This is a genomic window from Pseudoalteromonas sp. LC2018020214 (assembly GCF_016598755.1).
GTDB lineage: Bacteria > Pseudomonadota > Gammaproteobacteria > Enterobacterales > Alteromonadaceae > Pseudoalteromonas > Pseudoalteromonas distincta.
The window spans coordinates 1631184-1656769 of sequence record NZ_CP066804.1 but is presented as its reverse complement, the minus strand read 5'-3'; the positions used below and the strand labels follow the sequence as shown (position 1 = coordinate 1656769).

The following is a 25586-nucleotide window of genomic DNA, read 5'->3' as shown; positions in this document are numbered from 1 at the left end:
ATTAGATTTCTTTACTTTTTTGATCCGGGATAACAACTTCTTCTTCAAATGACATCAATATTGGGTACTTTAAGTACGCTTGATCATAAAATGGACTTTGCTCATATAACCAGTTTAATCTCGCATCAGCGTCGCTTGCGAACGATTTATCTTTAAGCTTTTCATCAAACTTAAGCGCTAGCTTTGGATTATCTTTTAGCATTTGGCGTGCATACGGAATGAGCGCATAGTTTTCCATGTACTCAGTACGCTGAAAAATAGTATTAAATTCCCCCCATGCAAAAAACGAATCTGGTGCTTCAGGGTGCAATAAATGCACAGCAAGCTCACCTGCTTTTTGTTGAGTATTGACTTGATACCAACCATCTAAATCTACATTTATAGCAGGGACGTAATCAAAAGTTGCTGATACTCTAAAACGCCCTTCAAATGGTGCTTTATCAAACGTGTAGTCTGCCACCTTTGCAACTTTCAAAGGCTGTGTGTTTGCCCCTTCAAGTTTATTAATAGAGACACCATGTAACTTTAGTTTCTTAATTATATTGCGATATACAGGCGGAATAAAAAAAGCTTTAGGTACTTCAACTGTATGTTGTACATCTTTTTGCCAATAAATAGGTAAGTCGGTATATGTATGTGCTTTACCCAAATACTTCACTTCATTTTGGCCTGAGAGCGCATTCATGCTTGATGAATACTCAATACCTTTAAACTGCGCAATCGTATCAGCTTGCTTGGAATAGCCACGCTTTACTATTAACTGTTTAGGAACAAATTCCTGTTCTTTTTTTACTGCATCAGCTAATTCATGACTGTGCTTTGATAGCGCAGTAATAGCACCATCTAAAAATACATAAGTTCCCAATACACGTTGCTTGTAAGGCTTCAATGAATGATTTTCGACTAAAATAGTCGGCAATGACTTTAAATCCCCCCAACCATTTGAAAAACGTGGCGTAGCAACCCAGCCCGCTAACCCTTTTTTAAAGTCGCGTTTATCCATAACAAAAACAAGTGGTCCTGGGATGTGTCCTTGCTTCGCTAGCGTATCGTCAATGAGAGGTTTAAAAAACTGGTTTAATGCATCAGATACCGCAGGCGATTCGCTCGAAAATACCGGATTGTAACCATAAGTCACATCGTATTGGTAATCTGCGCCGTCGGTAACGTGTACATCAATGTATAAATTTGGGTTGTAGTCGTTAATAACCTTTAAAACACTTCTAACTTCTGGGGTATCTAATTTAGTAAAATCACGATTTAAATTAAGGTTATTAGCATTTGTTCTAAAGCCCATTTTTGCAGGGCCCCGTTGATTAATGCGATTGAATGCACTGCTACGTTCGTGACCATCTACATTTAAAATAGGAATAAATAATATGTTTACCTTTTTTAAAATGTCACGGCGCTTACCCGTCGCTATATCTCTGAGTAACATGAACATGGCATCTTTACCGTCTATCTCACCAGAATGTATTCCTGCCTGGATAAAAATAGTTGGCTTAGTGCTATTAGCCATTTGCCTTGCTTCAAAAAAGCCTTGTTCACTGGCAATCAACATTTTTATTGCGCGTTTACTATTACTATAGCCAATGGTTTGAGATTGAAACTGAGTAGGGTTTGCAGCAACTAACCTATCTACAAATGCCATTGTATTTGCATAATCGGGCGACGCTTCACCTGCAGATAACTCAAAGTCAGTAGTTAACGGCCCTTGTTTTTGTAAAAGCTCTACGCTTTTCCCCTGCCACTCAATGAGTGGAGGTAAGTGTGCGTCATACGCCACACTTGCAGATAAAATTAGTAAACTTGCAAACATATAATTCTCTAACAAACGCCTTAATTATATAAATTATATCAACTAAATTTTTTATAATGAGGAAACTGCGGTGATTCAACAAAAAAATGCAGCCAAATACATTTCACTCATTCACACCCGTGTTTTTAGGCTTTATAACCTTATTAAGTATTATACCAATGCGCAATAATACTTAATCATTTTGCGGGGCTAACCATGTCGCTACCTGCGTTAAAAAACTCTCATTTACGACTGCATGGATGCAGGAGCAATTGCCGAGAACAACTAAATAGCGAATTTTTGCCTAGCTATCAACACGTTTTTCCGCCCTCAAAATAGATCATTTAATTAAGCGAATTGGTATTACTCATTGGTTTAAGTTACTAAATTACAGGCACAAAAAAAGGAGCCATAGGCTCCTTTTTAATACTTATATAAAAAGCTTAAGCGGCTAGGCCTTCTTTTGCTTTTTCTACAAGCGCTGCGAATGCAACTTGGTCATAAACAGCGATATCTGCAAGGATCTTACGATCGATTTCTACAGAAGTCTTTTTAAGACCATTGATAAAACGGCTGTAAGACAGACCATTTTGACGTGAAGCAGCATTGATACGTGCAATCCATAATTGACGGAAAGTACGTTTCTTCGCACGACGGTCACGGTAAGCGTATTGACCCGCTTTAGTAACAGCCTGGAAAGCTACGCGGTAAACACGTGAACGTGCTCCGTAGTAACCTTTTGCTTGTTTTAAAACTTTTTTGTGACGTGCACGTGCGACAACGCCGCGTTTAACTCTTGCCATTTCTAAAAACCCCTATTAAGCGAACGGTAACATACGTGAAACTAGACCATGGTCATTTTTATGAACCATCATCTTAGGACGTAGGTGTAACTTACGCTTAGAAGTTTTCTTAGTCAGAATATGACGAAGATGCGCTTGTTTACGCTTGAAACCGCCAGAAGCAGTCTTTTTGAAACGCTTAGCAGCGCCACTGTGACTTTTTAGCTTATAAGCCATTGCAATAACTCCAATTGTATTGCTTTTAAATTAGTAAGCAGGCGTGAGATATATTTCTATAGCTCCACTTTTAGGCCTAACTTACTGCCATGTTCCGGTGAAGACCCAACATAAATGCCGCAATCTTGCTTTAAGACCGGTTAACTCAGGTGAATATTCGCATATTGCTTGCAGACCTGAGCTAATTTCGGTGCGTATTATCGCTTAAAAATTATTTTTTAGCAACAGGCGCCATCATCATAACCATTTGGCGGCCTTCAACACGATTTGGGAAAGACTCAACTACTGCAAGCTCTTCTAAATCGGCTTTGATACGGTTTAATAATTCTATACCAATTTCTTGGTGAGCCATTTCACGACCACGGAAGCGGATAGTAATCTTAGCTTTATCACCAGCTTCTAAGAACTTACGTAAGTTGCGAAGCTTAACCTGATAATCACCTTCATCCGTACCAGGACGGAATTTGATTTCTTTTATCTGGATTTGCTTTTGCTTCTTCTTCTGCTCTTTTAGTTCTTTGCTTTTTTCAAAGATGAACTTACCGTAGTCCATGATTCTACAAACAGGCGGCTCAGCGTTTGGACTGATCTCAACAAGATCAACACCCGCTGCATCGGCCATAGTTTGCGCGTCTTGTAATGACTGAATTCCAGCTTGTTCGCCTTCAATGTCAATTAAACGAACTTCTTGCGCTGTAATTTCTTCGTTAATACGATTTTTTTGAGCTGTTTGTTGCCCTTTCTTGCCGCCTCTAATAGTACGTTCCTCCAAGAATATCAATAATATAAGCGTGTAAATGGCTGTTTGTTAATGCCTTACACGCTCGATTTTTACTGTCGATTTTTAATTTCTTCACTAATTTTAGCTACAAAATCATCAACATTAAATTTGCCAAGGTCTTCACCTGTGCGAGTACGCACTGCTACTTCTTGCTGTTCAACTTCTTTATCGCCAACAACAAGCAAGTATGGAATACGCTTCAGTGTATGCTCACGGATTTTAAAGCCAATCTTCTCATTTCTCAAGTCAGCAGCGGCTCTAATTCCAAGTTTATTTAATTTTTGTACAACTTCTTTAACATAAGGAGCCTGTTTATCGGTAATATTCATAATTACCACTTGCTTTGGTGCAAGCCACGTCGGGAATAAACCAGCGTACTCTTCAGTTAAAATGCCAATAAAGCGTTCAATAGAACCTAAAATAGCACGATGTATCATTACAGGTGTACGACGCTCGTTATTTTCTGCTACATAAGTAGCACCTAAACGACCCGGTAATGCAAAGTCTAATTGCACTGTACCACACTGCCACGCTCTGTCTAAACAATCGTACAAAGTAAATTCAATCTTCGGACCGTAAAACGCGCCTTCGCCCGGAAGATAATCAAATTCAATATCGTTTAGCTTAAGTGCATCAGCTAAAGCAAGCTCTGCTTTATCCCACATATGGTCTTCACCAATGCGTTGTTCTGGGCGAGTAGATAGCTTAACTACAATCTTCTCAAATCCGAATGTTTCATATGTATCATAAACCATCTTAATACACGCTGACACTTCGTCCATTATCTGCTCTTCAGTACAGAAAATGTGAGCATCATCTTGTGTAAAGCCACGTACACGCATTAAACCGTGTAGTGCACCTGATGGTTCATTACGGTGACAACAACCAAATTCAGCCATACGAAGTGGTAAATCACGGTACGATTTTAAACCTTGGTTAAAGATTTGCACGTGACCAGGGCAGTTCATTGGTTTAATTGCGTATTCACGTTTTTCAGACTCAGTGGTAAACATTGCTTCTGAATATTTTTCCCAGTGACCTGATTTTTCCCAAAGTGAACGATCCATCATCATTGGACCTTTTACTTCTTCGTACTCATATTCGCGTAATTTTTCACGTACAAATTCTTCAAGCTCGCGGTAAATGCTCCAACCATCGTTGTGCCAAAATACCATGCCTGGTGCTTCTTCTTGCCAATGCCATAAATCAAGCGCTTTACCAATACGACGGTGATCGCGTTTTTCAGCTTCTTCAAGGCGCTTTAAATACGCTTTAAGTTGCTTTTTATCGCCCCACGCGGTGCCATAAATGCGTTGTAGCATTTTGTTTTCTGAATCACCACGCCAATATGCACCCGCCACTTTCATTATTTTGAAGTTTTGGCAAAATTTCATGTTAGGAACGTGAGGTCCACGACACATGTCTACATATTCTTCGTGATGATATAACCCTGGGCGGTCATCTTTAGCGATGTTTTCGTCCAAAATTTCTATTTTGTATGTTTCGCCACGCGCTTCAAATGTATCGCGTGCTTCTTGCCAGCTTACTGTTTTTTTCACTACGTCGTAGTTGGTTTTTGCAAGTTGCAGCATACGCTTTTCAATTGCTTCAAGATCATCTTGTGATAATGAGTGTTCCATATCGATATCGTAGTAAAAACCGTTATCAATGGTAGGACCAATTGCCATTTTTGCGTCTGGGAAAAGTTGCTTAACGGCATGACCAATTAAGTGAGCACAAGAGTGACGAATGATTTCAAGGCCGTCATCGTCTTTAGCGGTAATGATCTCAAGACGAGAATCTTCACAAATTTTATCACATGCATCAACACGGTCGCCATTTACACGGCCCGCAATGGTCGCTTTAGCTAAACCAGGACCAATGTCGTTTGCAACATCAAGCGTGCTTACAGGGTTTTCAAAACTACGTTGACTTCCGTCTGGAAGAGTAATAACTGGCATTATAAATCCTTGCTACAGTGGTGACACCTACAATGTATCACGTGTATTTTTAATAAATTAAATGAGAATGACTCGACAACGCTTTTACGAATAAGCATTGACTAATATATGTAGATGAGGAGTCTATTCAACTACAAAGATATATTGTCGCGTGCCGCGCATTTAATTACAAGTTTAAAGGGGTGAAATCCACCCGTTTTATCCACAAAATGTAGCTTTTAAAGCAAAAAAATCATTTTATTAAAATATAAAAGCATCAATGCATTAATTACGCGCCTACAACTATACCCACACTCGCATTTTAATGTGCGTTGCGTATAATACTGCGTAATTAAGTTATTTTAGAGAATAGACATGAGAACATGTGGTGTAGAAATTACCGGTAGTGATGTACTACTTTGTATTTTAAGTAAAGATAATGACGTATTTGATATTCGCGATGTGCGCCAAACACGCTTTACCTTAGGTAACGGTAACGACACTGAAGTAATGCGTAAATTTCAATTCGATTTTGCAAAATTAATGCAAGATTACCAAATTGATTCTGTTGCAATTCGTGAGCGTCAGCCTAAAGGTAAATTTGCTGGCAGTGCAAAAGGCTTTAAAATGGAAACTGCAATTCAATTAATCGACAACTTAGATGTACGTTTATTTACTACAACTGAAGTTAAAGAGCAGTTAAAACGCAACCCCATCCCTATTGATTTTGAAGAAACAGGCCTTAAAAAGTACCAAGAAAATGCTTTTGTAAACGCTTACGTTTACATCATGAAAAAAACATACCGCAGCGACGAAATGTAAACTCATTACTCGTTTAAAAACGCGTACTTACATTGTAAGACGCGTTTTTTTGTGTCTAAAAAGTAGTATTAGCTTTTATTAATCTAATAATACATTAGTCTAACTGCACTTCTCTTTGTCGACAATATGTGTTTATTTTAACTTTGTAGTTTACATAACTCACACACATTTTCATGGAGAGAGCAATGCACACACACACTATTGCGGTAAAAGAAGTAGAGAAAATAAATCACTTGCCGTTAGCTCAAAGCTACTTTAAAGGTATACAAAGCACACCTTTAACAAATTCAACTATAGGCGAGTACTTTGACTTTATTGTCGACAAAAACCCAGAGGCGTTAGCTGTTGTAGTTCATCACCAAGGTATTAGATTAACGTATAAAGAATTTCAAAAAAAAGTTAATCAGCTTGCGAAGGGGTTACTTGCCCTTGGCGTAAAACCAGGTGAGCGCGTTGGTATTTGGTCTCCTAATAATATTGAGTGGTGCTTAACCCAATTTGCAACGGCAAAAATTGGCGCAATAATGGTGTGCATCAACCCGGCCTACCGTCCTAACGAATTACAATATGCTTTAAATAGTGTTGAATGCTCTACTCTGATCACAGCATCAAATTTTAAAGGCAGTGATTACTTAGAAATGCTTAATTGTTTAGCGCCAGAACTTGCAACTTGCGATAAAGACACACTTAATTTAAAAGCACTACCCACTCTTAAAAATATAATCCGCATTGGCGATGAAGCATCACCTGGTATGCACTCTTTTAATGATGTTATTAACTTGCCAACAGCAGCTCATGAGCTTGAATTAAAAGCAATAGGTGAAAACTTAAATGCTGAGCAAGACATCAATATACAATTTACATCAGGCACAACAGGCAACCCAAAAGGCGCAACGCTCACGCATAAAAATATTTTAAATAATGCGCTATTCGTCGCCGAATCTATGCACTTTACGAGCGATGACAAGTTATGTATCCCTATCCCGTTATATCATTGCTTTGCAATGGTATTGGGTAGCTTATTGTGTGTTAGTAAAGGTGCAGCAGCCATTTACCCAAGTGATTCGTTCGATGCAAAAACCACACTAGATGTAGTTCAACAAGAAGGATGTACAGCGCTGCACGGTGTACCTACTATGTTTATTAGTGAGCTTGAGCTAAGTAATTTTAACGATTATGACCTAAGTACTTTACGCACGGGTGTAATGGCAGGCTCTACATGCCCAGAGCAAGTAATGCGCAAAGTACAAACACAAATGAACATGCATCAAGTACTGATTGCTTACGGGCAAACGGAGTGCAGCCCCATAAACAACATTACCGAAACAGACTCTTCAATTGAGCGGCAAGTAACGACAGTTGGCCGCGCCCTTGCCCATACCGAGGTTAAAATAATTGACGAGCTGGGTAACATTCAAAAAATTGGTCAACCTGGCGAAGTGTGTAGTAAAGGTGCAGGCATAATGCGCTGCTATTGGAATGACGAAGCTAAAACAAAAGCCACAATAGATGACGAAGGGTGGCTGCACTCTGGCGATTTAGGTGTCATGGATACAGAAGGGTTTGTCACGATTGTTGGGCGTATAAAAGATATGATTATTCGCGGCGGCGAAAACATTTACCCTCGAGAAATAGAGGAAGTACTTTACACCTACCCGGGCATTCAAGATGCTGCCATATTTGGTATAACAGATGAAAGGTATGGCGAGGAAGTGTGCGCTTGGATCCAACCAAAAGAAGATGCTGTACTTGATGAGCAAGCAATTCGTGAGTTTTTAAAAGACAAACTAGCCTACTTTAAAATGCCACGACATATCCGTTTTGTAGAAAACTACCCAATGACAGTAACAGGTAAACTGCAAAAATTTAAAATGCGCGAGCAAATGCAAGAAGAGCTAAGCGACAACGCTTTTTCCTAGTTTCGTCTTTAAGTAACTGAGGCTCTGGGTAAGGAATTTATCTCAGAGCTATGTTCAGAGCTAGCAGCGTTAAATTTACGTATATTAGGACTAATACTAAAAAGCACAGCCAATTGGCTGTGCTTTTTATGAACTGAATTTATTATAAATTCAACATTCTCTTTTTTAAACGCTCTAAATCAATCGCACTCGAGCGCACTGTTAATTTAATATGGCTGTATTCATATTCTTCTTTAACAACACTCATACTCGTTCGGATTTCGCCCACAATACCTTTGGCTGTGTACGGTATAACAATCTCTTCTTCAATCATGTCCTCTTGAGCAATGCCAATAATATATTTGTGCAATTTACTAATATCATCTGGATTACGTGTAGAGGTCATCATCGCATCAGGAAATTCATCCATTAGCGACTGCTGCTGCTCAGTACTTAATTGGTCTGACTTATTTAGTACTAATAATTTTTTGCTACCTTCTACCCCAACTTCTGCCAGTACTTTATGTACTACTTCAAGCTGTGAGCGAAAAGAAGGATCTGAAGCATCTACAACATACAACAGTAACGACGCATCATGTGCCTCAGCGAGCGTTGAATGAAATGAAGCAACCAAATCATGAGGTAATTTTTTAATAAAACCAACCGTATCTGAAACCAATATACGAGGCTGGGTAATCGGATACAGCGCGCGAACAGTGGTATCTAGCGTTGCAAAAAGTTTGTTTTCGCCTTCTACATCACTACCTGTAATTGCGCGCATCATTGATGACTTGCCCGCATTGGTATAACCAATTAAAGCCACTGAGAATAGCTCAGAGCGCTGCGTACGTCTGTCCATCATTACATCTTGAACACTAACAAGTTCGCGCTTTAATTCTGCTAACTGATCGCGCACCTTACGGCGATTTAGCTCAAGTGTGGTTTCACCCGCACCTTTACCCATTTGGCGTTCTTTATCACCTGTTGATGTTTCACGCAGTCGTGGCGCTACATAATTAAGGCGAGCTATTTCAACTTGTAATTTTGCAGTTTTAGTACGCGCATGACGACTAAATATTTCAATGATAATACCGGTGCGGTCAAATACTTCTACACCTAGCTGGTTCTCAACATTACGTAGTTGAGAAGGCGTTAAATCGCAGTCAAATACCACTACATCAGCACATGCAAAATCAAGTTCGCCTGATGGGATTTCTGAGGATATTTCGGTTAAAGGGTCTTCATCAAGTAAATCATCTTCTTGCTCGTTTTCAACCATCCCTTTATTACCGGTAAGGTGGGCTATTTCAGCTAGTTTACCTGAGCCCAGTACATTAACTTTTTGAGTTGAGCTTTGCTTTTGCGATTGCGTACCTACTACTTTAAATCCTAACGTAGTCACCAAACGAGCAAGCTCTGCAAGCGACTCTGTTGCTTCGTCGCCTTTAAATTGTGGTGTGCTAATAGAAATAAGTAACGCATTAGGAAGTGATGGTTTTGCAGTTAGTTGCATAATTTTTTGTCTTAATGCACCTAAAGTGCAAACCTAATTTTCATTCGAAAGTAACTTGATCCTACGCTGTTATAGCCCAGCTTTATAGGGTTATAGTTCACTAATGGCGTTAATATTTAAAACTAACCATAATATACTCAATTTTATGGCTAGTTTTAAAATCACATTATATTAAAGCCTTATGTTCAGCTTTAATATTAAACGACGCCTTGCTCAATCATTGCATCGGCGACGCGCCTAAAGCCTGCAATGTTAGCGCCTAATAAAAGATTTCCAGGCTCACCAAATTCTGTAGCGGTATCGTTGGCGGTAACAAATATATTTTTCATAATTTGTTTTAGCTTTTCATCAACTTCTTCAAAGGTCCAACTTTGCATACTCGCATTTTGTGCCATTTCTAATTGGCTTGTCGCAACGCCGCCGGCATTGGCCGCTTTACCTGGTCCATACGCAATTTTTGCAGCAATAAAGCAATCAATAGCCTCTTTTGATGAAGGCATGTTTGCGCCTTCACTTACTAATAAACAACCGCCGGATAATAAAGCGCTTGCATCCGCCTGTGTTAATTCATTTTGTGTGGCGCACGGAAAAGCAGCGGCAGCATTAAAGCGCCAAACAGCGTGCCCATCTTTAGGGTAGTCATTTACAGAAATATAAATAGCATCGGGGTGAGTTTGTTTATATTCGCTCAAGCAATCACGCGATTGCTCTTTCAAACATTTAATTAGATTTAAATCTATACCCGATTCATGATACACAGTGCCACGAGAGTCGCTGCAACTTACTGGTGTTGCCCCCATTTGATAAAGCTTTTCCATGGCATAAATAGCAACATTACCTGCGCCCGAAACTAAGCAGCGCTTTCCTTGCAGGCTATCGCCGCGCGCTTGCAACATGTAGTCAGCAAAATAAACAGCGCCGTATCCAGTGGCTTCTTTTCGTACAAGCGATCCACCCCACAATAAGCTTTTACCTGTTAAAACACCTTCATAGCGCCCAGTCAAACGCTTATATTGACCAAACAAGTAACCTATTTCTCTCGCCCCGACTCCAATGTCTCCAGCGGGTACGTCGGTTGTAGGACCAATATGGCGATAGAGCTCACTCATAAATGATTGGCAAAAACGCATTATTTCAGCATCTGAGCGCCCTTTTGGATCAAAGTTTGCCCCGCCTTTACCACCACCGATCGGTAAACCTGTTAAAGCATTTTTAAATATTTGCTCAAACCCTAAAAATTTAATTATGCTGGCATTCACACTTGGGTGAAAACGTAAGCCACCTTTATAGGGGCCAAGTGCAGAGTTAAACTCAATTCTGTAGCCTTTATTGACCTGAATATTGCCTTCGTCATCAACCCAAGGAACTCTAAACATAATTTGGCGTTCGGGTTCAACTAAGCGTTGTATAATGGCATTTTTTTTGTATTTTTCTGAGTTTTCTAAGATAGGCTCGAGTGATTCAAGTACTTCTTCAACGGCTTGATAAAACTCGCATTGTGCAGGACTACTATTTTTTAATTGTGCGATTGTGCTATGGATATAATTCATAATTATTCTTCCGTGTTAATAATAAAAGTATTTATCAGATGTTAAAGTAAACGTGATCAAGTTTATGATTCATGCTTTAAGGTCTTAATTTAATATAATTAACTATTACCTTAGCATGAAAAATTGAGATATTTAACGCCAGCTGCGTGAATTATTTTTGATTGGAAGTTTGATTTTTATTTATTAAAGATGAATTTAAATTCACAGATTTAAAATTAGAACAGTGCCAAGCGAATTTTTATATTTTCAAAAGGGAATTTTAGAAGTATTAGGTTAGGTATGGGTTTGTTTGAAAATATAACAATTAATGGGTTTTATACTGCATTGCGCTCGCAAAAAACCCACTAACTAAAAGCTAATTAGCTAAAACCAGTTACTCAGCAGACTCTTCTGGGCGGTGCTGCTTTTGTACGCCAGTTAAAAACAAACGTAATATTTGATCGTTACAAACACGGTAATGTTTGTTATCTACTTTTCGAGAAAATGCGCTTAACTCATGTTTACTTAAATCAAAATCAACAAGTGCAAGTGTTGCTATAACATCTTCTGCTTTCATATTTAAAGCAATACGTAGCTTCATAAAGATAATATTGTTGTTTAGCTTTTTCTCAGGCTCTGGTTGCTTACCTTCGCGTTTGCCACGTTGGGTATTAATAAACCCATTTAAAAAGCTAGCAAACTCAGTATCACTTATTGGGGTAAAAGCCTCTTCACCTTCTTTAGTTAACCATGCAATTACTTGCTCTTTGGTGACCGTATGCTCTGCTGATGCAAAAACATTGACCATAGCAGTATCAGTTAAGTTAAAAGTGTAGCGAATGCGGCGTAAAATATCGTTATTAGTCAAAGTAAATCCCAAAGTGAGGTATAGCAACCAAGCAGTTATTGCTTAATTTTAAATAAGCACCTAGTTTAACAGGTTTACTAATACCACCCTATTAATTTTTATCTGAGCTTCTTATACCTAGTTACCAAGCACCTTGGCAGGATCTACGCGCGTTGCTTGCCATGCAGGATAAATAGTGGCAAGTATCGCAAGCACAAACGTAACAATCACTGTAATACCAATGTCTTCAAGTACTAATTTACTTGGTAAAAACTCTATAAAATAAACGCCCTCAAGTGGATTGGCTCCAAATAATTGGCTTATCCACGTAAAAAGCTCACTTATATTAAGCGCTAATACCACACCAATTAGTGTTCCTAGTGCCACGCCTACAAATGCTTGCATTAAGCCTTGCATTACAAAGGTGGCTAAAATAGTACTGTCTTTCGCGCCCATGGTTTTTAAAATCGCGATATTGCCTTGTTTTTCGCGTACTTCCATCACCAAGGAGGACACAATATTAAAACTGGCTACCGCTATAATTAAAAACACCACAATATAAACAATGGTACGCACCATTTGAATATCTTGATAAAGGCTACCTTGGGTTCTAAACCAACTAGAAACATACACGTAGTCGTCAATAGTTTGCCCTACTTTTAGCGCTATTTGGTGCGCCGAAAACACATCATCAACACTTAAACGCAGCCCTGTTACTTGGGTTTCATCGTAACCCAATGTTTGCTGTGCTTTGTTAAGATGTATAAATGCAGCGGTACTATCAATCGGTCCGCCCATTTCTATAACACCTGCAAGGTTAAGTGTTACGCGTTTAGGCGCTAATAATGATTGACCTTTTTGACTAATTTGCGGAATAAGTAATGTAATGTTATCGCCTACTTTGGCGTCTAACTGTTTTACTATTTGCTTACCTAAAATTACATCGTCAAGGCCTAACTGACTCACTAATTTACCACTGGTAAACTGGTTTACCGCCGATACATTACTCTCGAACGATGGCTCAACACCCCGAATTTCTATCGCTTTTAGCTGGCTTTTATATTGCGCCATCCCATTCACTGCAATAAATGGCGCAGCCCCTGTTACATGCGGTTGTGTTTGTAAATCCTCAACCTTTTGTGACCAATTCGCAATGGGTCTACTTGGTGCTACATATTCAACCTGCGGCACAACACTTAGTAATCTATGTACTAGTTGCTGCTCAAAACCATTAATTACCGACAGCGCCACAATTAAAACCGCGACACCTAATAAAATACCAATAGTCGACGCTTTAGCGATAAAACTAACAAAGCCGTTTTTTTCATCTTTGTGGCCTGAATAGGCTCTAAAACGTTTACTTAAAAATGCACTAAGCAACATGCTGCGACTCTTTAATAGCTAGTTTTCCATCGTCTAAATAAGCTATTTTGCCTAGCTTATCGGCAAGTTCTAAATCGTGCGTAACTACCACAAAACTGGTGTTTAAGCTTTGGTTAAGCTCATTAATTAAATCGTAAATTTTAATCGCATTTTGTTTATCTAAATTACCGGTTGGTTCATCAGCAAGCACAAGCGCAGGTTTTGTAACCAGTGCACGAGCAATAGCCACGCGTTGGCGCTCTCCACCAGAAAGCGCAGACGGTTTATGCGAGCTGCGATGTGCAAGGCCTACTTTTTCGAGCATGTCGAGCGCTTGAGCTTTGGCTTCTTTTGCACTCAAGCCTTTAATTAATAATGGCATAGCCACGTTTTCAACTGCGCTAAACTCCATTAATAAATGATGAAATTGATAGATAAAGCCCAAGTTTTGGTTTCTAAATGCGGCTTGCTCTGTTCGCGAAAGTTTTGCAACTTCTTGGTTTTTAATTTTAGCGCTACCTGAGCTTGCGGTATCTAATGTGCCAAGTATGTGTAAAAGCGTACTTTTACCAGAGCCAGAACTCCCCACAATAGCGAGCATTTCACCTTGCTGCAGCGCTAAATCAACGCCTTTTAATACTTCAACTTGGTTGCTGCCATCTTGATAAACTTTACTTAAATTTTCACAACTAATTACTAAATCATTCATAACGTAATACCTCTGCTGGTTTTACTTTTGCGGCTTTACGCGCAGGATATAAGGTAGCTAAAAAGCTCATAGCAATACTGGCAAACGCTATTATTACTAAACTCAAAATATCAAATTTTACCGGAAGCTCTATACCCGCCAATAAGTTTAAGCCCACTAATGCAAGTAGCTCATTTATATATAAACTAAATATTACACCTAAAAATGCGCCTATTGCGGTACCAATTACGCCGTTATATAAGCCTTGCACCATAAACACTTTTTGCACTTGCGAAGGTGTTAAACCTAACGTTTGTAGTATGGCCACTTCACCTTGTTTTTCGCTTACCATCATGGTTAATGCCGATACAATATTAAATACAGCCACCAATACAATGAGGGCAAGCAACATAGACATAATGCGCTTTTCCATAGCAACGGCTGCAAATAGAGTACCTTGGGTACTGCGCCAATCACTATAATTATGATCTTGTAAAATACGCTGGCTTGCTTCAATAAACTCATCTAGTTCGAAAGGTTCGTGCAATGAAACACTTAAATTTGGGGCAGTGTTTTTATCCAGCTTTAATACCCGTTGTAGTGAAGCGCCACTTGTAAACGCAAGTGCCATATCTATCTCAGATCCGGTTTCGTATATTGCGGCAACTTTAAATAAACGCTGGCTGGGTACTCGCCCAAGAGGTGTATACGTTGAAGCATTAGGCATAATAACGCGAAGCTTATCACCCACGCTAACGCCTAATTTACGACTCAAATAACGACTTATAGCAATGTTGTAATTTTTGTTTAATACAGTTTTCCAATCGCCTTGCACTATTTTATCGGTAATTTTATACAAAGAACCACTATCGTTATAAAGGCCTTGTAGTAAAACGCCGTGCAAGTCTTTATTTGTTTGCAAAATAGCTTCGCCGTGGCGGTATAAGCTTACATGATCAACATAAGGAGATTGTTCGAGGTCGGTTTTAAGGGTGCCCATTTGGGTGGCAGTGTTTTTACCTGCGCTAACTTCAACATGCGGAATAAGTCCGAGCATATTGGTTTTGAGGCTATTTTCAAACCCGTTCATTACACTGCTTACCGTAAATAATGCCATTAAACCAATAGCGATACCGGCAATAGAAAAAAACGAAATAAACGATATAAACGCATTTCCTTTAGATGAGCGACTATATCTAAGCCCTATAAATAAGCTAACCGGTTGAAACATATTATTTTTAACACTTATCGTAAAAGTATTGAGCAATAGTAGCACGAAAAAAGTGCCTTTGGGTATGGCGTAAAATGTAAGAAATAATTTAAAAATCTGATACTTGGCTATATTTACAGCAATACATGCTTAACCATTAATTCGCGGTTAAGCTTTCAGCCCTTTAACTAAATAATCGAGCAATACCCGTACATTAGTGGCCACAAACTGCCTTGGTGGATATACGCCCCATACCCCTTCTTGCTGTGGTTGATAGGGTGTTAAAATAGGCACCAATTGCCCTGAGTTAATTTCGTTTTCAATGTAGTAGTCTGGGAGCTGTACAATACCAAGCCCCTTTTTTGCGCCATCCACCAGCGCCCAACCACTATTACACTGTAGCCGCCCCGCTATTTTAATGTGTTTATCGCGCCCATTTTCGTTTACGCGCCAGTAGCTACTATTCCCAATTAAACATTCATGGCTGTTTAGCTCGCCTAAAGTGTGCGGCTCACCAAATCGCGTTAAATACTGTGGTGCCGCGCACATAATAAAACGCCGCGCACTTAACCTACGCGCTTTTAAGCTCGAATCTTTTAAATGCCCTAACCTTATGGCTAAATCAAATCCGCCCTCTAACAAATTTTCTTGTTCGTTACTTAGTGTGGCAACAACTTCGACCTCGGGATGATCCTTCATAAAATTATGCACTATGGGCATAATAAAGCTCTCTCCGTACATAACGGGTGCTGTGAGCTTTATTTTACCTTTAGGCGTACTTTGTTGCTGAGCAAGGCCTTGAGTTGCCTCGTCCATAGCGTGTTGTAAGTGCTTTATTTGATGTAAGTACACTTCACCTTCTTTAGTTAAAACCACTTTACGAGTAGTACGAGTTAAAAGCTGGGTATTTAAACGTTGCTCAAGCGCTGTTACATGGCGGCTAATATGCGCAACCGAAAGCCCAAGCATTTTTGCAGCAGCAGTAAAGCTGCCCTCTTCACCAACCGCTATAAACTCATCAATTCCATCCCAACGCGCCATTATTACCATACTGTAAAAGTGTTTTAATAAAATTGAGATTATCATTATTTGAGAAACAAATACAATAAGCACATCACCCAAGCAAATTGGGTCTACAATTATTTTTTAATAGCCAGTTAAAGGAAATAAAACACATGTCTGAATTTATTAAATCAAAAGCTGCCATTGCTTGGGGTCCTAATCAACCACTTAGTGTTGAAGAAGTTGATGTGATGATGCCTAAAAAAGGCGAAGTAATGGTAAAAATTACCGCTACAGGTGTATGTCACACCGATGCATTTACATTATCAGGCCAAGATCCTGAGGGCATATTTCCTGCTATTTTAGGTCACGAAGGTGCTGGTGTTGTCTATGCAGTTGGCGAAGGCGTAACGAGTGTTGAAGTTGGGGATCATGTTATTCCTTTATACACTGCAGAATGTGGCGTGTGTAAAATGTGTACTTCAGGTAAAACTAACCTGTGTTCAGCCGTGCGCGAAACACAAGGTAAAGGCCTTATGCCAGACGGCACAACACGCTTTTTTAAAGACGGCCAACCAATTTATCACTACATGGGTACATCAACGTTCTCTGAGTACACTGTATTGCCAGAAATTTCACTCGCTAAAGTAAATAAAGAAGCATCACTAGAAGAGATTTGCTTACTAGGCTGTGGTGTGACAACAGGTATGGGCGCAGTTACCAACACAGCTAAAGTAAAGCCTGGCGACACTGTTGCTATATTTGGCCTAGGCGGTATTGGTTTATCTGCGATTATTGGCGCAAAAATGGCTGGTGCAGGTCGTATTATTGGTGTTGATATAAACACCACTAAATTCGATTTAGCTACAAAACTAGGTGCAACTGATTTAATTAATCCAAAAGATTTCGACAAGCCAATTCAAGAAGTTATTGTTGAAATGACAGATGGCGGCGTTGACTACTCGTTTGAATGTATCGGTAATGTTGACGTAATGCGCTCAGCGCTTGAGTGTTGCCACAAAGGTTGGGGTGAGTCAGTAATTATTGGTGTGGCGGGTGCAGGCCAAGAAATATCAACCCGTCCGTTTCAACTGGTAACTGGGCGTGTATGGCGTGGTAGTGCATTTGGTGGTGTTAAAGGCCGTTCACAACTTCCTGAAATTGTTGAGCGTTACATGGCAGGTGAATTTGCTCTTAGCGACTTTATTACTCACACAATGAGCCTTGAAGAAATTAACGAAGCGTTTGATTTAATGCACGAAGGCAAAAGTATTCGTACAGTCATTCATTACTGATAACAGCTAAGCACGTTAAATAATAAGCCGTAACACTTTTAAGTTTACGGCTTTTAAGGATTAAGTATGTTAGAAAACATCTCAAGTGTAAAAGTGTCTGGCGGTTGGCATAAGCAATATACTCACAGCTCGCAAAGTACACATTGCACTATGCGCTTTGCCGTGTTTTTACCACCAGGCGCAAGTGAAGCCAATAAAGTACCGGTACTTTATTGGTTATCGGGTTTAACCTGTACCGATGAAAACTTTATGCAAAAAGCCGGTGCATTTAAAAAAGCAGCAGAGCTGGGCATTGCTATTGTAGCGCCTGACACCAGCCCGCGTGGCGAAAACGTACCCAATGAAGACAGTTACGACTTTGCACAAGGCGCAGGCTTTTACGTAAATGCAACGCAAGCTCCTTACAACACCCATTTTAATATGTACGATTATGTTGTTAGGGAATTACCAGCATTGATTGAACAACATTTTCCCGTCACAAGCACAAAAGCAATTAGCGGTCACTCTATGGGCGGGCACGGTGCATTAATGGTTGCACTTAAAAACCCGACTACTTTTGTAAGTGCCTCGGCTTTTAGCCCTATTGTAAATCCGATTGAATGCCCTTGGGGTGTAAAAGCATTTACTGGTTATTTAGGAAATGATAAAGCGCTTTGGAAGCAATACGACAGCTGCGAGCTGATGAAAAACGCAGAGCAAGCTAATTACTTACCCATGTTAGTGAGTCAAGGTGATGCCGATGGTTTTTTACAAGAGCAACTTAAGCCAGAAAACCTAGTCGCTATTGCAGATAAAAAAGGCTACCCGCTTACACTTGAAATGCAAGCAGGCTACGATCATAGCTACTTTTTTATAAGCAGCTTTATTGACCAACACTTATTATTTCATCATCAGTTTTTAACTGCATAGGCTCATTAGTGTGTAGGGATGACTTTTCTACCTCTACACACTCTTTTAGACTTTTAGTGACCTGCCTACATACTTGCGTAGTAGTGCTTTCCCCTTTAACTAGGCTAACAAGAGCCGAATCTATCTTTAATCCCATATCAGTAAAGTTAAATCCGTTTTTATCTGTAGGTACTGGCTCTAGTGGGTTTTTATAAGGTGTTGACTGCGCCGGGCTAATACTATTTTTATCATTACGCGCCTGAGATTGTGCTTGCCCATCAATAATAGCGCCCGCAACTGTACAGCCAGAAAGGCAATAAAAAAACAAAAGTACAATAATTGTTTTCATCATTCATCCTAAACAAAATATTACCTAAATTGTATACGTTTTTTATTGTAACTCTGTAAAAAAATGTAAGTATTACTACCTAAAATCATTTATAAACTTTCTTGTAACACCCACCAGCTGCAATATAAAAAATGGTGATCCTAAATAACCTAAAATTTTATTAATAGCGGGTTGTAAGTGTTCTGTGAGAAATTCAGGAAATAAAAAAGCAAAAACAGATAACCCAGCGCAAAATAGTAAGGCTGTTTTTTCAAGCTTAGTGGGCGTGCTTAATGTTTTATTTAAAGGCAAGATATTCACATAGCTGTCTTTTAGATATGATAAAAGAATACGGGGCTTTAAAACTCAGATCAAATTAACTATTGCGTAAAATAGTAATAAAAACATGTAAAAGTTTCCTCAATAATTTTTATTAAACTCAGCTTCCTACAATAAACCATTGATTATTAGTTATTTATGCAATGGCCCACTGTTTGCTTATTATTAACAAAATTAACCCGCATAGGCTCAATAATGGAAATTGATTTACAGTGGAATGAAATCATCGATAACTTAATACATTTAGGTATTGCATACCTACTTGCGCTACCTATGGCTTACGACAGAGAGCGTAGCCATGATGGTGCAGGCCTTCGTACCTTTCCTCTTGTTGCGGTTGCATCGTGTGGGTATGCATTAATAGCTATGTCGGTTTTAGATGGCGCAGAAGCTCAATCTAAAATGTTACAAGGCATCATTACTGGCATTGGTTTTATTGGCGGTGGCGCAATTTTGAAAAATAATAAATCAACCTCCGGTACAGCAACCGCAGCCAGTATTTGGAATATGGGCTTAATTGGTATAGCTGTAGCCTATAGCCGTTACGAAATAGCCATTTTGCTCGCCATTATTAATTTTATAACGCTAAGGTATGTAAAAAAGTTTAAGTGATAATTAGCTGTATTATTACAAGTAATGCGAGCAGATATTGGTCGTATTACGTGTGTATAATCACTGGCAAAATATAAATACACGATTTCAATTTGATACAATATAACATATAATAAATGCAGTTTTAAATCACTCTATATAGCTCTCTTATGTCGCTACCTTCAACCGATAACCGCTTACATCATATTGATATATTACGGGGCATTATAATTATATTTATGGTTATTGACCATGGTATGTATTATTGCCTTAATTACTCAGTTACCGATCCGATGACCATTCCAGGGACTGATCCCGTTACCTTTTTTACGCGTTTTGTTTCTCACTTTTGCGCACCACTCTTCGTATTCTTAGCAGGTCTATCTGCGGCTATAACAGAGCATAAATATGTATCCACTAAAGCATTTTCACAAAGCTTGATTATTCGTGGTTTAGTGCTAATTTTGTTTGAATTTACTATTGTTTCGTGGTCTTGGAGCTTTAACCCATTATACCCAATGCTATACGCACAAGTTATTTGGGCTATCGGCTGGGGCTTTGTTATTTTAGGACTGCTGCGTTTCCTGGGCATTTATGCCATTTTTGTAGCAGGCTTATTACTCGTGTTTGGGCATAATTTATTTGATGGAACAAGCTTTGAGCCTAATACATTTGCACATACTGCTTGGTCTATTGCACATCAAAAAAATGTACTTGATCTCCCATTTGATTTTCAAATTAGAACAACCTACCCAGTTGCCCCCATTGTTGGCTTAATGGCATTGGCATATTGCGCTGGTGTTTATTACAAAGCGCAACAATACAGTAAAAAAGTGATGAATCACGCATTGTTATTAGGGGTTACTTGCCTTGTGCTTTATGGCATTTTACGTGGATTTAACTTATACGGTGATATGTCACAGTTTGCTATACATACAAGCTCATTGCTCACTGTTATGTCGTTTCTGAACCCAACAAAGTATCCGCTTTCGCTTCAGTTCATGTTACTTACAGTTGGCCTTGGACTTATTTCTTTAAAGGCATTAAGTGGTTTAAAAACCGATTTTTCGCATAACTTTTTACAAGTACTGGGTAAAACAAGTATGTTTTCATACCTTGTGCATTTGTATTTATTACATGCTATTGCTTGGTTACTTATACCTATTCTTGGCTTTAATTTTAGCGATATGACCTACGCAGATACTCTCGTTGGTTTGCCTGAAGGTTATGGCATGAGTTACACAGCAACACTTTTATTCATAGCCGTTGTAATAGGGCTAACAACCCTACTCGCTAAGCGATACATTGTTTGGAAGCGAAGCCACAAACATAGCTTAATTGCTAAATATATATAAGTAAAAACACAAACCCCGCATAATATTTGCGGGGTTTTATGTCATTAACCAATACGTAAAACTTATAAAAAGCTATCACCACTTTGCTTTAGCGTAACAGTTTGTGCTTGAGCGCTTTTAATTAATAACCCACAACGCACATCGTTTTGTGAAATTACAATTTTATCAATTGTGCTTATATCGTAATTTACTACTTTGTTCTCGCAGCGTAACTGGACTTTAGTTAGCGGCATTTGCGCTTCAAGCGCTACTTCACTTTTTGACAATAAAGGTAATACCGCCTGCTTAGGCAATAGCTCTATTTGTTGTTTTATATCGCCAGAACTTTTATAAATGTCATTAACTTGAGCTAATAACTGCTCCTTATTTTGCTGTGTAAAAGTGATGGATTCAATATTGCCTAACGCATCTATTGCGTCATAGGCACGTACATAATCTTGTTTTGATATAAACCATTGTAATGCATTTTTTATCACACGCTTTTGAATTTGATCTGGTAGGTTACCTCGAAATAAAAACGCTTCGTTGATGTGCTGATCAAAGCTCTTCCAATCTTGTACAAAATAACTGTGCTGGCTTTTAAGCCATGCAAGCAAAACAATCTCAACCGTATTTTTCGTATGTTCGTTTTCTAACTCATCAATACGGCTTTTAGCTTCATCGTATTTCTTTTCATCGATTAACTTACTAGCTTGTTCATAATCATTAAAAAAGCCGCGAGACGCTTTATCATTTGAAAAACCAGCATGTAAATTTTGCGAACTTACAGTAATAGTTTTTGCTACAGGTATAGTCTCGCCATTTAATTTTGCACTTTTGTAGTTGAGCTTAGACACGTAGTCCATTACTTCTCTTTGATACTTTTTTTGACCAGCTGTAGCTACAATTTCGATATCGCTCACTTGGCCGTTTTCATCAACAAGATAACTACTTAAATTAATTCCTTCTAATCGAGACGCACGCGGTGAGGTATTAGTAAGTTGATCGTAATTTTTATTAATCACCTCTGCAGGGACAAAGTCGTCAGCAAACGCAGGGAGTTGAGTAAAAGCAGAAGTAAAAGAAAGCGCTAATATGAGTTTTTTCATCGATTTTATCCATCCTAGATAGTGTTTATATAATAGAAACAAACGATCGACATAAAAGCAAGTGTAAATACAAAAAATTAGTTCATTTAATGAGCTTAACTTAGAAAAAACTTAATAGATAAATATATTTGAGGCATTAAAAAAGGCGCTTAAAAAGCGCCTTGCTAACAAGTATGTGTGCTTAAAACATATCTTGATAGGAGTTTGTTGTGCTAAACGTAATTGCTTTTTCAAAGCCTGGTAACTGAATACTTTGCTCGTCTATTACAATGTCGTTGTCGTCAATAAGTCCGTCGCCAAAGCGATAAATAAGCTCGTACTGCCCTAAATCTGCTTGTGTTTGATACGTTTTCTGCGAAGCGCTAACCACACTATTTCTCTGTGTGTAACTAGTCATAACATCATCGCCATGGCGCTTAGCAAGCATTTGCATTGTTACTTTTGGTGAAAGTACAGTCGCTGTTGCATTGTTTCCGCCAAAGCCTTTTGAATTTATAAAAGCAATATCCATATCAGCGCATTCGTAATGGCTATTACGAATATCAAGATGGTCGCTATAAACATCATCAGCCACTTTATCAATTGTGGTAATACCCGGCATAATATTATGACAAAATATGCCTAACGCAATCGCTAACTGGTCACCACTTGCAGGTGCAATAGTATGGCCAACATACGCTTTTGGCGCTGTTACTTTCCAGTTATCAATAGCAAACGTTTGCGCTACTTTATGATAAATCAAAGACTCTGTTACACGGTTTTGCGGTGTACTAGAACCATGAGCTAAAATAAAGCTACGTTCTTGCAGTGCTTCTTTACCTAATAAGCTGCTAGCAAGTGCGGCTGATTTTGCCATTGTAATATAGTTACCAGGTCCAGGTGATGTAATCGACTTTTTAACGCCATCTGCATTTACAAACACATCCGGTACGCTGCCCATAATATCAGCGCCCAACTCAAGGGCTAAAGCATCATCCATTAAAATAGCAACTTGCGCGCCCTCACCTAATGTAAAGCCACAGTTATCGCCAAATGGGCGGCTGCTATTACGGTAATCGGGTTCTTCATCATTTGATAAGTTATCTAAACGGCGCAAACCTTCAACGTTTGCAAGTGCACTCATGTTACCAAAGCCTTCTACAACTTCTGGTGTAATAGCGCACTCAACACTTGCGACAACCGCAACGCGTGTACGCCCTGCTTGTATGTCATTAACCGCTGCACGCAAGTTATATAAAAACGTAGCGCATGCTCCCGAGGTCGAAAACGTAGTCCCTACATTGCCCGTAACATAGGCGTTAATAAAATCGGTAGACATTGTATTTAAACCCAGTGCTAACTGCTTAGTGCTAACACGGTCGCCTTGTTGGCGCGCTTTTACTAAACCGCCTAGGCCTTTGTCGTCCATTTGGCCAATTACCGATGCTGAATAGGTACCAATTTTATCTGGTTCTACGCTATTCATAATATGCTGCCAATCAAGCCCTGTTGATTTAATCGCATCGGTAGCTGCAAAAATAGTAGCTTGCAAACCACGAGGCTGATAGCGGCTGTTATACATAACAGACGGATCAAACCCAGTCGGAAATTGCCCAGCAGATTTAATTGGGTTATCGCGTGTTGAGTCGTGCTTTACGTCTAAGTCAGCTGCAATAGTTACTTTAACTTTTTTGCCTTCAAGCTCTTCAACTTGCCAGCTAGCTGGAACAGGTGCAGGTAAGTCGCGAGCACGCGTTTCAAACACAATTGCGTTATCGCTTGAAGCGGTTAGTGTCATTTTTTGCTGCCACGGTGTGGCATCGGCATCAAAGTGTTCTTTTTCAATTTTACGAATAAGTGTACCAGCAATAATTTGCTCACCAAAGCGTGCTTCTATGTCGCTTTGCTCAACATTATTACCTTGTGTATCTTGTAATTGGCCGTTTACAACGCTTACTAGATTCATCAGTGTGGCGAGGCCTAAAAATGTTTCACTGCGATCTTGAGCATTTAAACTATCTAACACGATACGGCGATAACCTTGATGAAAAGAAGTACGGCCAGCGGCGTTAATGCCACCCATGCCTACTATAACGGGTAATGCTGTCATAATTTACCTTTTAGAAACGTGTTATAAGGAGAAGAGGCAGTTTAAATGGATTATGCACCACGCATTGTGCTTTAATAGCCAAATATTCAGCACAAAAGGCCAAAAGGTACTGGTCGGAGCATTTATATGACTGATAAACACACTAATCCACCACTAAACATTGCTATAGCGGTATATCCGCATTTGTTAGTGACTAGTTTAACGCTGCCTATAGAAATGCTAAGAGCCGGCGAGGCCTTTGCTAAAGGGCATCTTGATAAGCAAAGCTTTAGGCCACTTGCTATAAATTTAGTGGCTAAAAGTACTGAATCTATACCCACCCGCGCAGGCCTTGCTATAAATCCTGATTGCATAACAACTAACGCGCCCTACAGCGATTTGATTATAGTGCCGGGTATTTGGCGAAACCCACGCCCAGTGGTGCGAACAAATCAAGAAATAGTTGATTGGCTAAGTGAGAGCTTTAGCGCAGGCAGCCATATAATTGGTGTAGGCACTGGCAACTGTTTATTAGCTGAGGCAGGCTTACTCGATGGACACCCTGCTACCACCCATTGGCATTACGCCAAACAATTTAGCCATGACTACCCGCAGGTGCACCTAAAGCCCGACTTTTTTATAACCCAGTCAGAGCGAATGTATACGGTGGCCAGTCTTAATGCGCTTGCAGATGTGATCGTACACATTATTAGCCAGTACTACACAAAAGCCGCCGCGCAGCATGTAGAGCGTAATTTTTCGCACGAAATACGCAAACCCTATGAAGATCAACGCTACTTAGAAGGTGCAGTAGACCGCCACCCCGATGAGCTAATTGCGCAAATTCAATTTTGGCTAAAAACAAATTTAGCCACCGAGTTAAACCTGCAAGAAGTCGCTGCTCAATTTAGCTTAAGCTACCGTACTTTTACCCGCCGTTTTAGAGCCGCCACTAACCAAAGCCCAATTGAGTATTGGCAACAACTACGTGTAGAAGGCGCAAAAGAGTTATTAGCATCATCAAATTTATCAATTCAAGAAGTGGCTTTAGAAGTTGGATATAATGACCAAGGGCATTTAACACGCGTGTTTAAAAAAGTATTAAGCCAAACACCCAGTGGTTACAGAAAAGTAGTTAGGAGAAAGTTGTTTGGATAACCTACAGGTTGATTTGCTATTAGTATTTGCTATATTTGAAGCAGGATAAATTTAAATAAAGGATCTA

General features: G+C 39.4%; 22 protein-coding genes. 7 read left to right on the top strand and 15 right to left on the bottom strand.

Going from position 1 to position 25586, the window contains the following annotated elements; all coding sequences use genetic code 11:
- Position 1: 1 nt before the first annotated feature.
- From JG479_RS07280 to thrS, 5 genes are all read right to left on the bottom strand, one after another.
- Positions 2-1819, bottom strand: coding sequence for a M14 family metallopeptidase (locus JG479_RS07280; RefSeq protein ID WP_200220236.1), 1818 nt, complete (start codon positions 1817-1819; stop codon positions 2-4).
- Between the two features lie 422 nt (positions 1820-2241).
- The gene (gene rplT / locus JG479_RS07275) at positions 2242-2601 is read right to left on the bottom strand and encodes a 50S ribosomal protein L20 (RefSeq protein WP_002960711.1); all 360 of its coding nucleotides are present in this window, start codon (positions 2599-2601) and stop codon (positions 2242-2244) included.
- A 15-nt stretch (positions 2602-2616) separates the two neighbouring features.
- Positions 2617-2817, bottom strand: coding sequence for a 50S ribosomal protein L35 (rpmI, locus tag JG479_RS07270; RefSeq protein WP_002960713.1), 201 nt, complete (start codon positions 2815-2817; stop codon positions 2617-2619).
- Between the two features lie 211 nt (positions 2818-3028).
- Positions 3029-3589: a translation initiation factor IF-3 gene (infC, locus tag JG479_RS07265; protein WP_002960714.1), complete on the bottom strand. Its 561-nt coding sequence runs from the start codon at positions 3587-3589 to the stop codon at positions 3029-3031.
- A gap of 59 nt (positions 3590-3648) precedes the next feature.
- Positions 3649-5559 (bottom strand): threonine--tRNA ligase, encoded by a 1911-nt coding sequence (gene thrS, locus JG479_RS07260; RefSeq protein WP_024606251.1) that lies wholly within the window; start codon positions 5557-5559, stop codon positions 3649-3651.
- A gap of 354 nt (positions 5560-5913) precedes the next feature.
- On the opposite strand from thrS, the gene JG479_RS07255 reads away from it, so the two are divergent.
- Both JG479_RS07255 and JG479_RS07250 read left to right on the top strand, forming a co-directional pair.
- Positions 5914-6360, top strand: coding sequence for a DUF3010 family protein (locus tag JG479_RS07255; RefSeq protein WP_002960715.1), 447 nt, complete (start codon positions 5914-5916; stop codon positions 6358-6360).
- A 185-nt stretch (positions 6361-6545) separates the two neighbouring features.
- Positions 6546-8279 carry an AMP-binding protein gene (locus JG479_RS07250; RefSeq protein WP_200220235.1) on the top strand — a complete coding sequence of 578 codons (1734 nt, stop codon included), beginning with the start codon at positions 6546-6548 and terminating at the stop codon, positions 8277-8279.
- Between the two features lie 142 nt (positions 8280-8421).
- Here JG479_RS07250 and hflX read toward each other — a convergent pair whose 3' ends face one another.
- The 7 genes from hflX to JG479_RS07215 all read right to left on the bottom strand — a co-directional run bounded on the left by hflX (position 8422) and on the right by JG479_RS07215 (position 16448).
- Positions 8422-9771, bottom strand: a complete 1350-nt coding sequence (gene hflX, locus JG479_RS07245; RefSeq protein WP_200220234.1) for a GTPase HflX — start codon at positions 9769-9771, stop codon at positions 8422-8424.
- Between the two features lie 197 nt (positions 9772-9968).
- A complete protein-coding gene (gene gdhA / locus JG479_RS07240; RefSeq protein ID WP_200220233.1) occupies positions 9969-11321 on the bottom strand; it encodes an NADP-specific glutamate dehydrogenase in 1353 nt (450 codons plus the stop codon).
- A gap of 373 nt (positions 11322-11694) precedes the next feature.
- Positions 11695-12168, bottom strand: a complete 474-nt coding sequence (locus JG479_RS07235; RefSeq protein ID WP_200220232.1) for a DUF1456 family protein — start codon at positions 12166-12168, stop codon at positions 11695-11697.
- A 117-nt stretch (positions 12169-12285) separates the two neighbouring features.
- A complete protein-coding gene (locus JG479_RS07230; protein ID WP_138488992.1) occupies positions 12286-13530 on the bottom strand; it encodes a lipoprotein-releasing ABC transporter permease subunit in 1245 nt (414 codons plus the stop codon).
- Positions 13520-14218 (bottom strand): lipoprotein-releasing ABC transporter ATP-binding protein LolD, encoded by a 699-nt coding sequence (gene lolD / locus JG479_RS07225; RefSeq protein WP_007375330.1) that lies wholly within the window; start codon positions 14216-14218, stop codon positions 13520-13522. Before lolD ends, JG479_RS07230 begins: the two co-directional genes overlap by 11 nt.
- On the bottom strand, positions 14211-15428 hold the full coding sequence (locus JG479_RS07220) for a lipoprotein-releasing ABC transporter permease subunit (protein ID WP_033029508.1): 1218 nt from the start codon (positions 15426-15428) through the stop codon (positions 14211-14213). Before JG479_RS07220 ends, lolD begins: the two co-directional genes overlap by 8 nt.
- Positions 15429-15575: 147 nt before the next feature.
- Positions 15576-16448, bottom strand: coding sequence for a LysR family transcriptional regulator (locus JG479_RS07215; protein ID WP_182755463.1), 873 nt, complete (start codon positions 16446-16448; stop codon positions 15576-15578).
- Positions 16449-16582: 134 nt separating this feature from the next.
- Here JG479_RS07215 and JG479_RS07210 point away from each other — a divergent pair, with 134 nt between their 5' ends.
- The gene (locus JG479_RS07210; RefSeq protein ID WP_149602775.1) at positions 16583-17704 is read left to right on the top strand and encodes an S-(hydroxymethyl)glutathione dehydrogenase/class III alcohol dehydrogenase; all 1122 of its coding nucleotides are present in this window, start codon (positions 16583-16585) and stop codon (positions 17702-17704) included.
- Between the two features lie 66 nt (positions 17705-17770).
- Positions 17771-18613: an S-formylglutathione hydrolase gene (gene fghA / locus JG479_RS07205; RefSeq protein WP_200220231.1), complete on the top strand. Its 843-nt coding sequence runs from the start codon at positions 17771-17773 to the stop codon at positions 18611-18613.
- Here the strand turns inward: fghA and JG479_RS07200 are convergent.
- Positions 18567-18941, bottom strand: a complete 375-nt coding sequence (locus tag JG479_RS07200; protein WP_200220323.1) for a hypothetical protein — start codon at positions 18939-18941, stop codon at positions 18567-18569. The genes fghA and JG479_RS07200 overlap by 47 nt on opposite strands.
- A gap of 513 nt (positions 18942-19454) precedes the next feature.
- Here JG479_RS07200 and JG479_RS07195 point away from each other — a divergent pair.
- Both JG479_RS07195 and JG479_RS07190 read left to right on the top strand, forming a co-directional pair.
- Positions 19455-19871 (top strand): MgtC/SapB family protein, encoded by a 417-nt coding sequence (locus JG479_RS07195; protein ID WP_002960738.1) that lies wholly within the window; start codon positions 19455-19457, stop codon positions 19869-19871.
- A 149-nt stretch (positions 19872-20020) separates the two neighbouring features.
- On the top strand, positions 20021-21205 hold the full coding sequence (locus tag JG479_RS07190) for a DUF1624 domain-containing protein (RefSeq protein ID WP_197121921.1): 1185 nt from the start codon (positions 20021-20023) through the stop codon (positions 21203-21205).
- A 62-nt stretch (positions 21206-21267) separates the two neighbouring features.
- On the opposite strand, the gene JG479_RS07185 is transcribed toward JG479_RS07190, so the two are convergent.
- Entirely contained in the window at positions 21268-22293 is a 1026-nt protein-coding gene (locus JG479_RS07185; RefSeq protein WP_197121919.1) for an energy transducer TonB, read from the bottom strand.
- A 181-nt stretch (positions 22294-22474) separates the two neighbouring features.
- Positions 22475-24382 carry a beta-ketoacyl synthase gene (locus JG479_RS07180; protein ID WP_200220230.1) on the bottom strand — a complete coding sequence of 636 codons (1908 nt, stop codon included), beginning with the start codon at positions 24380-24382 and terminating at the stop codon, positions 22475-22477.
- Positions 24383-24508: 126 nt separating this feature from the next.
- Between JG479_RS07180 and JG479_RS07175 the strand changes: the two genes are divergently transcribed.
- Entirely contained in the window at positions 24509-25519 is a 1011-nt protein-coding gene (locus tag JG479_RS07175; protein WP_200220229.1) for a GlxA family transcriptional regulator, read from the top strand.
- The last annotated feature ends 67 nt before the right edge of the window (positions 25520-25586 follow it).

What these genes read in the sequence shown, in the direction of transcription:
- JG479_RS07215 (WP_182755463.1), bottom strand. Translation starts at nt 16,448, where the DNA reads ATGGCGCGTTGGGATGGAATTGATGAGTTTATAGCGGTTGGTGAAGAG.
- rplT (WP_002960711.1), bottom strand. Translation starts at nt 2,601, where the DNA reads ATGGCAAGAGTTAAACGCGGCGTTGTCGCACGTGCACGTCACAAAAAA.
- fghA (WP_200220231.1), top strand. Translation starts at nt 17,771, where the DNA reads ATGTTAGAAAACATCTCAAGTGTAAAAGTGTCTGGCGGTTGGCATAAG.
- JG479_RS07200 (WP_200220323.1), bottom strand. Translation starts at nt 18,941, where the DNA reads ATGAAAACAATTATTGTACTTTTGTTTTTTTATTGCCTTTCTGGCTGT.
- JG479_RS07185 (WP_197121919.1), bottom strand. Translation starts at nt 22,293, where the DNA reads ATGAAAAAACTCATATTAGCGCTTTCTTTTACTTCTGCTTTTACTCAA.
- gdhA (WP_200220233.1), bottom strand. Translation starts at nt 11,321, where the DNA reads ATGAATTATATCCATAGCACAATCGCACAATTAAAAAATAGTAGTCCT.
- JG479_RS07255 (WP_002960715.1), top strand. Translation starts at nt 5,914, where the DNA reads ATGAGAACATGTGGTGTAGAAATTACCGGTAGTGATGTACTACTTTGT.
- JG479_RS07175 (WP_200220229.1), top strand. Translation starts at nt 24,509, where the DNA reads ATGACTGATAAACACACTAATCCACCACTAAACATTGCTATAGCGGTA.
- hflX (WP_200220234.1), bottom strand. Translation starts at nt 9,771, where the DNA reads ATGCAACTAACTGCAAAACCATCACTTCCTAATGCGTTACTTATTTCT.
- lolD (WP_007375330.1), bottom strand. Translation starts at nt 14,218, where the DNA reads ATGAATGATTTAGTAATTAGTTGTGAAAATTTAAGTAAAGTTTATCAA.
- JG479_RS07190 (WP_197121921.1), top strand. Translation starts at nt 20,021, where the DNA reads ATGTCGCTACCTTCAACCGATAACCGCTTACATCATATTGATATATTA.
- JG479_RS07230 (WP_138488992.1), bottom strand. Translation starts at nt 13,530, where the DNA reads ATGTTGCTTAGTGCATTTTTAAGTAAACGTTTTAGAGCCTATTCAGGC.
- JG479_RS07250 (WP_200220235.1), top strand. Translation starts at nt 6,546, where the DNA reads ATGCACACACACACTATTGCGGTAAAAGAAGTAGAGAAAATAAATCAC.
- JG479_RS07195 (WP_002960738.1), top strand. Translation starts at nt 19,455, where the DNA reads ATGGAAATTGATTTACAGTGGAATGAAATCATCGATAACTTAATACAT.
- JG479_RS07280 (WP_200220236.1), bottom strand. Translation starts at nt 1,819, where the DNA reads ATGTTTGCAAGTTTACTAATTTTATCTGCAAGTGTGGCGTATGACGCA.
- rpmI (WP_002960713.1), bottom strand. Translation starts at nt 2,817, where the DNA reads ATGGCTTATAAGCTAAAAAGTCACAGTGGCGCTGCTAAGCGTTTCAAA.
- thrS (WP_024606251.1), bottom strand. Translation starts at nt 5,559, where the DNA reads ATGCCAGTTATTACTCTTCCAGACGGAAGTCAACGTAGTTTTGAAAAC.
- JG479_RS07210 (WP_149602775.1), top strand. Translation starts at nt 16,583, where the DNA reads ATGTCTGAATTTATTAAATCAAAAGCTGCCATTGCTTGGGGTCCTAAT.
- JG479_RS07220 (WP_033029508.1), bottom strand. Translation starts at nt 15,428, where the DNA reads ATGTTTCAACCGGTTAGCTTATTTATAGGGCTTAGATATAGTCGCTCA.
- JG479_RS07180 (WP_200220230.1), bottom strand. Translation starts at nt 24,382, where the DNA reads ATGACAGCATTACCCGTTATAGTAGGCATGGGTGGCATTAACGCCGCT.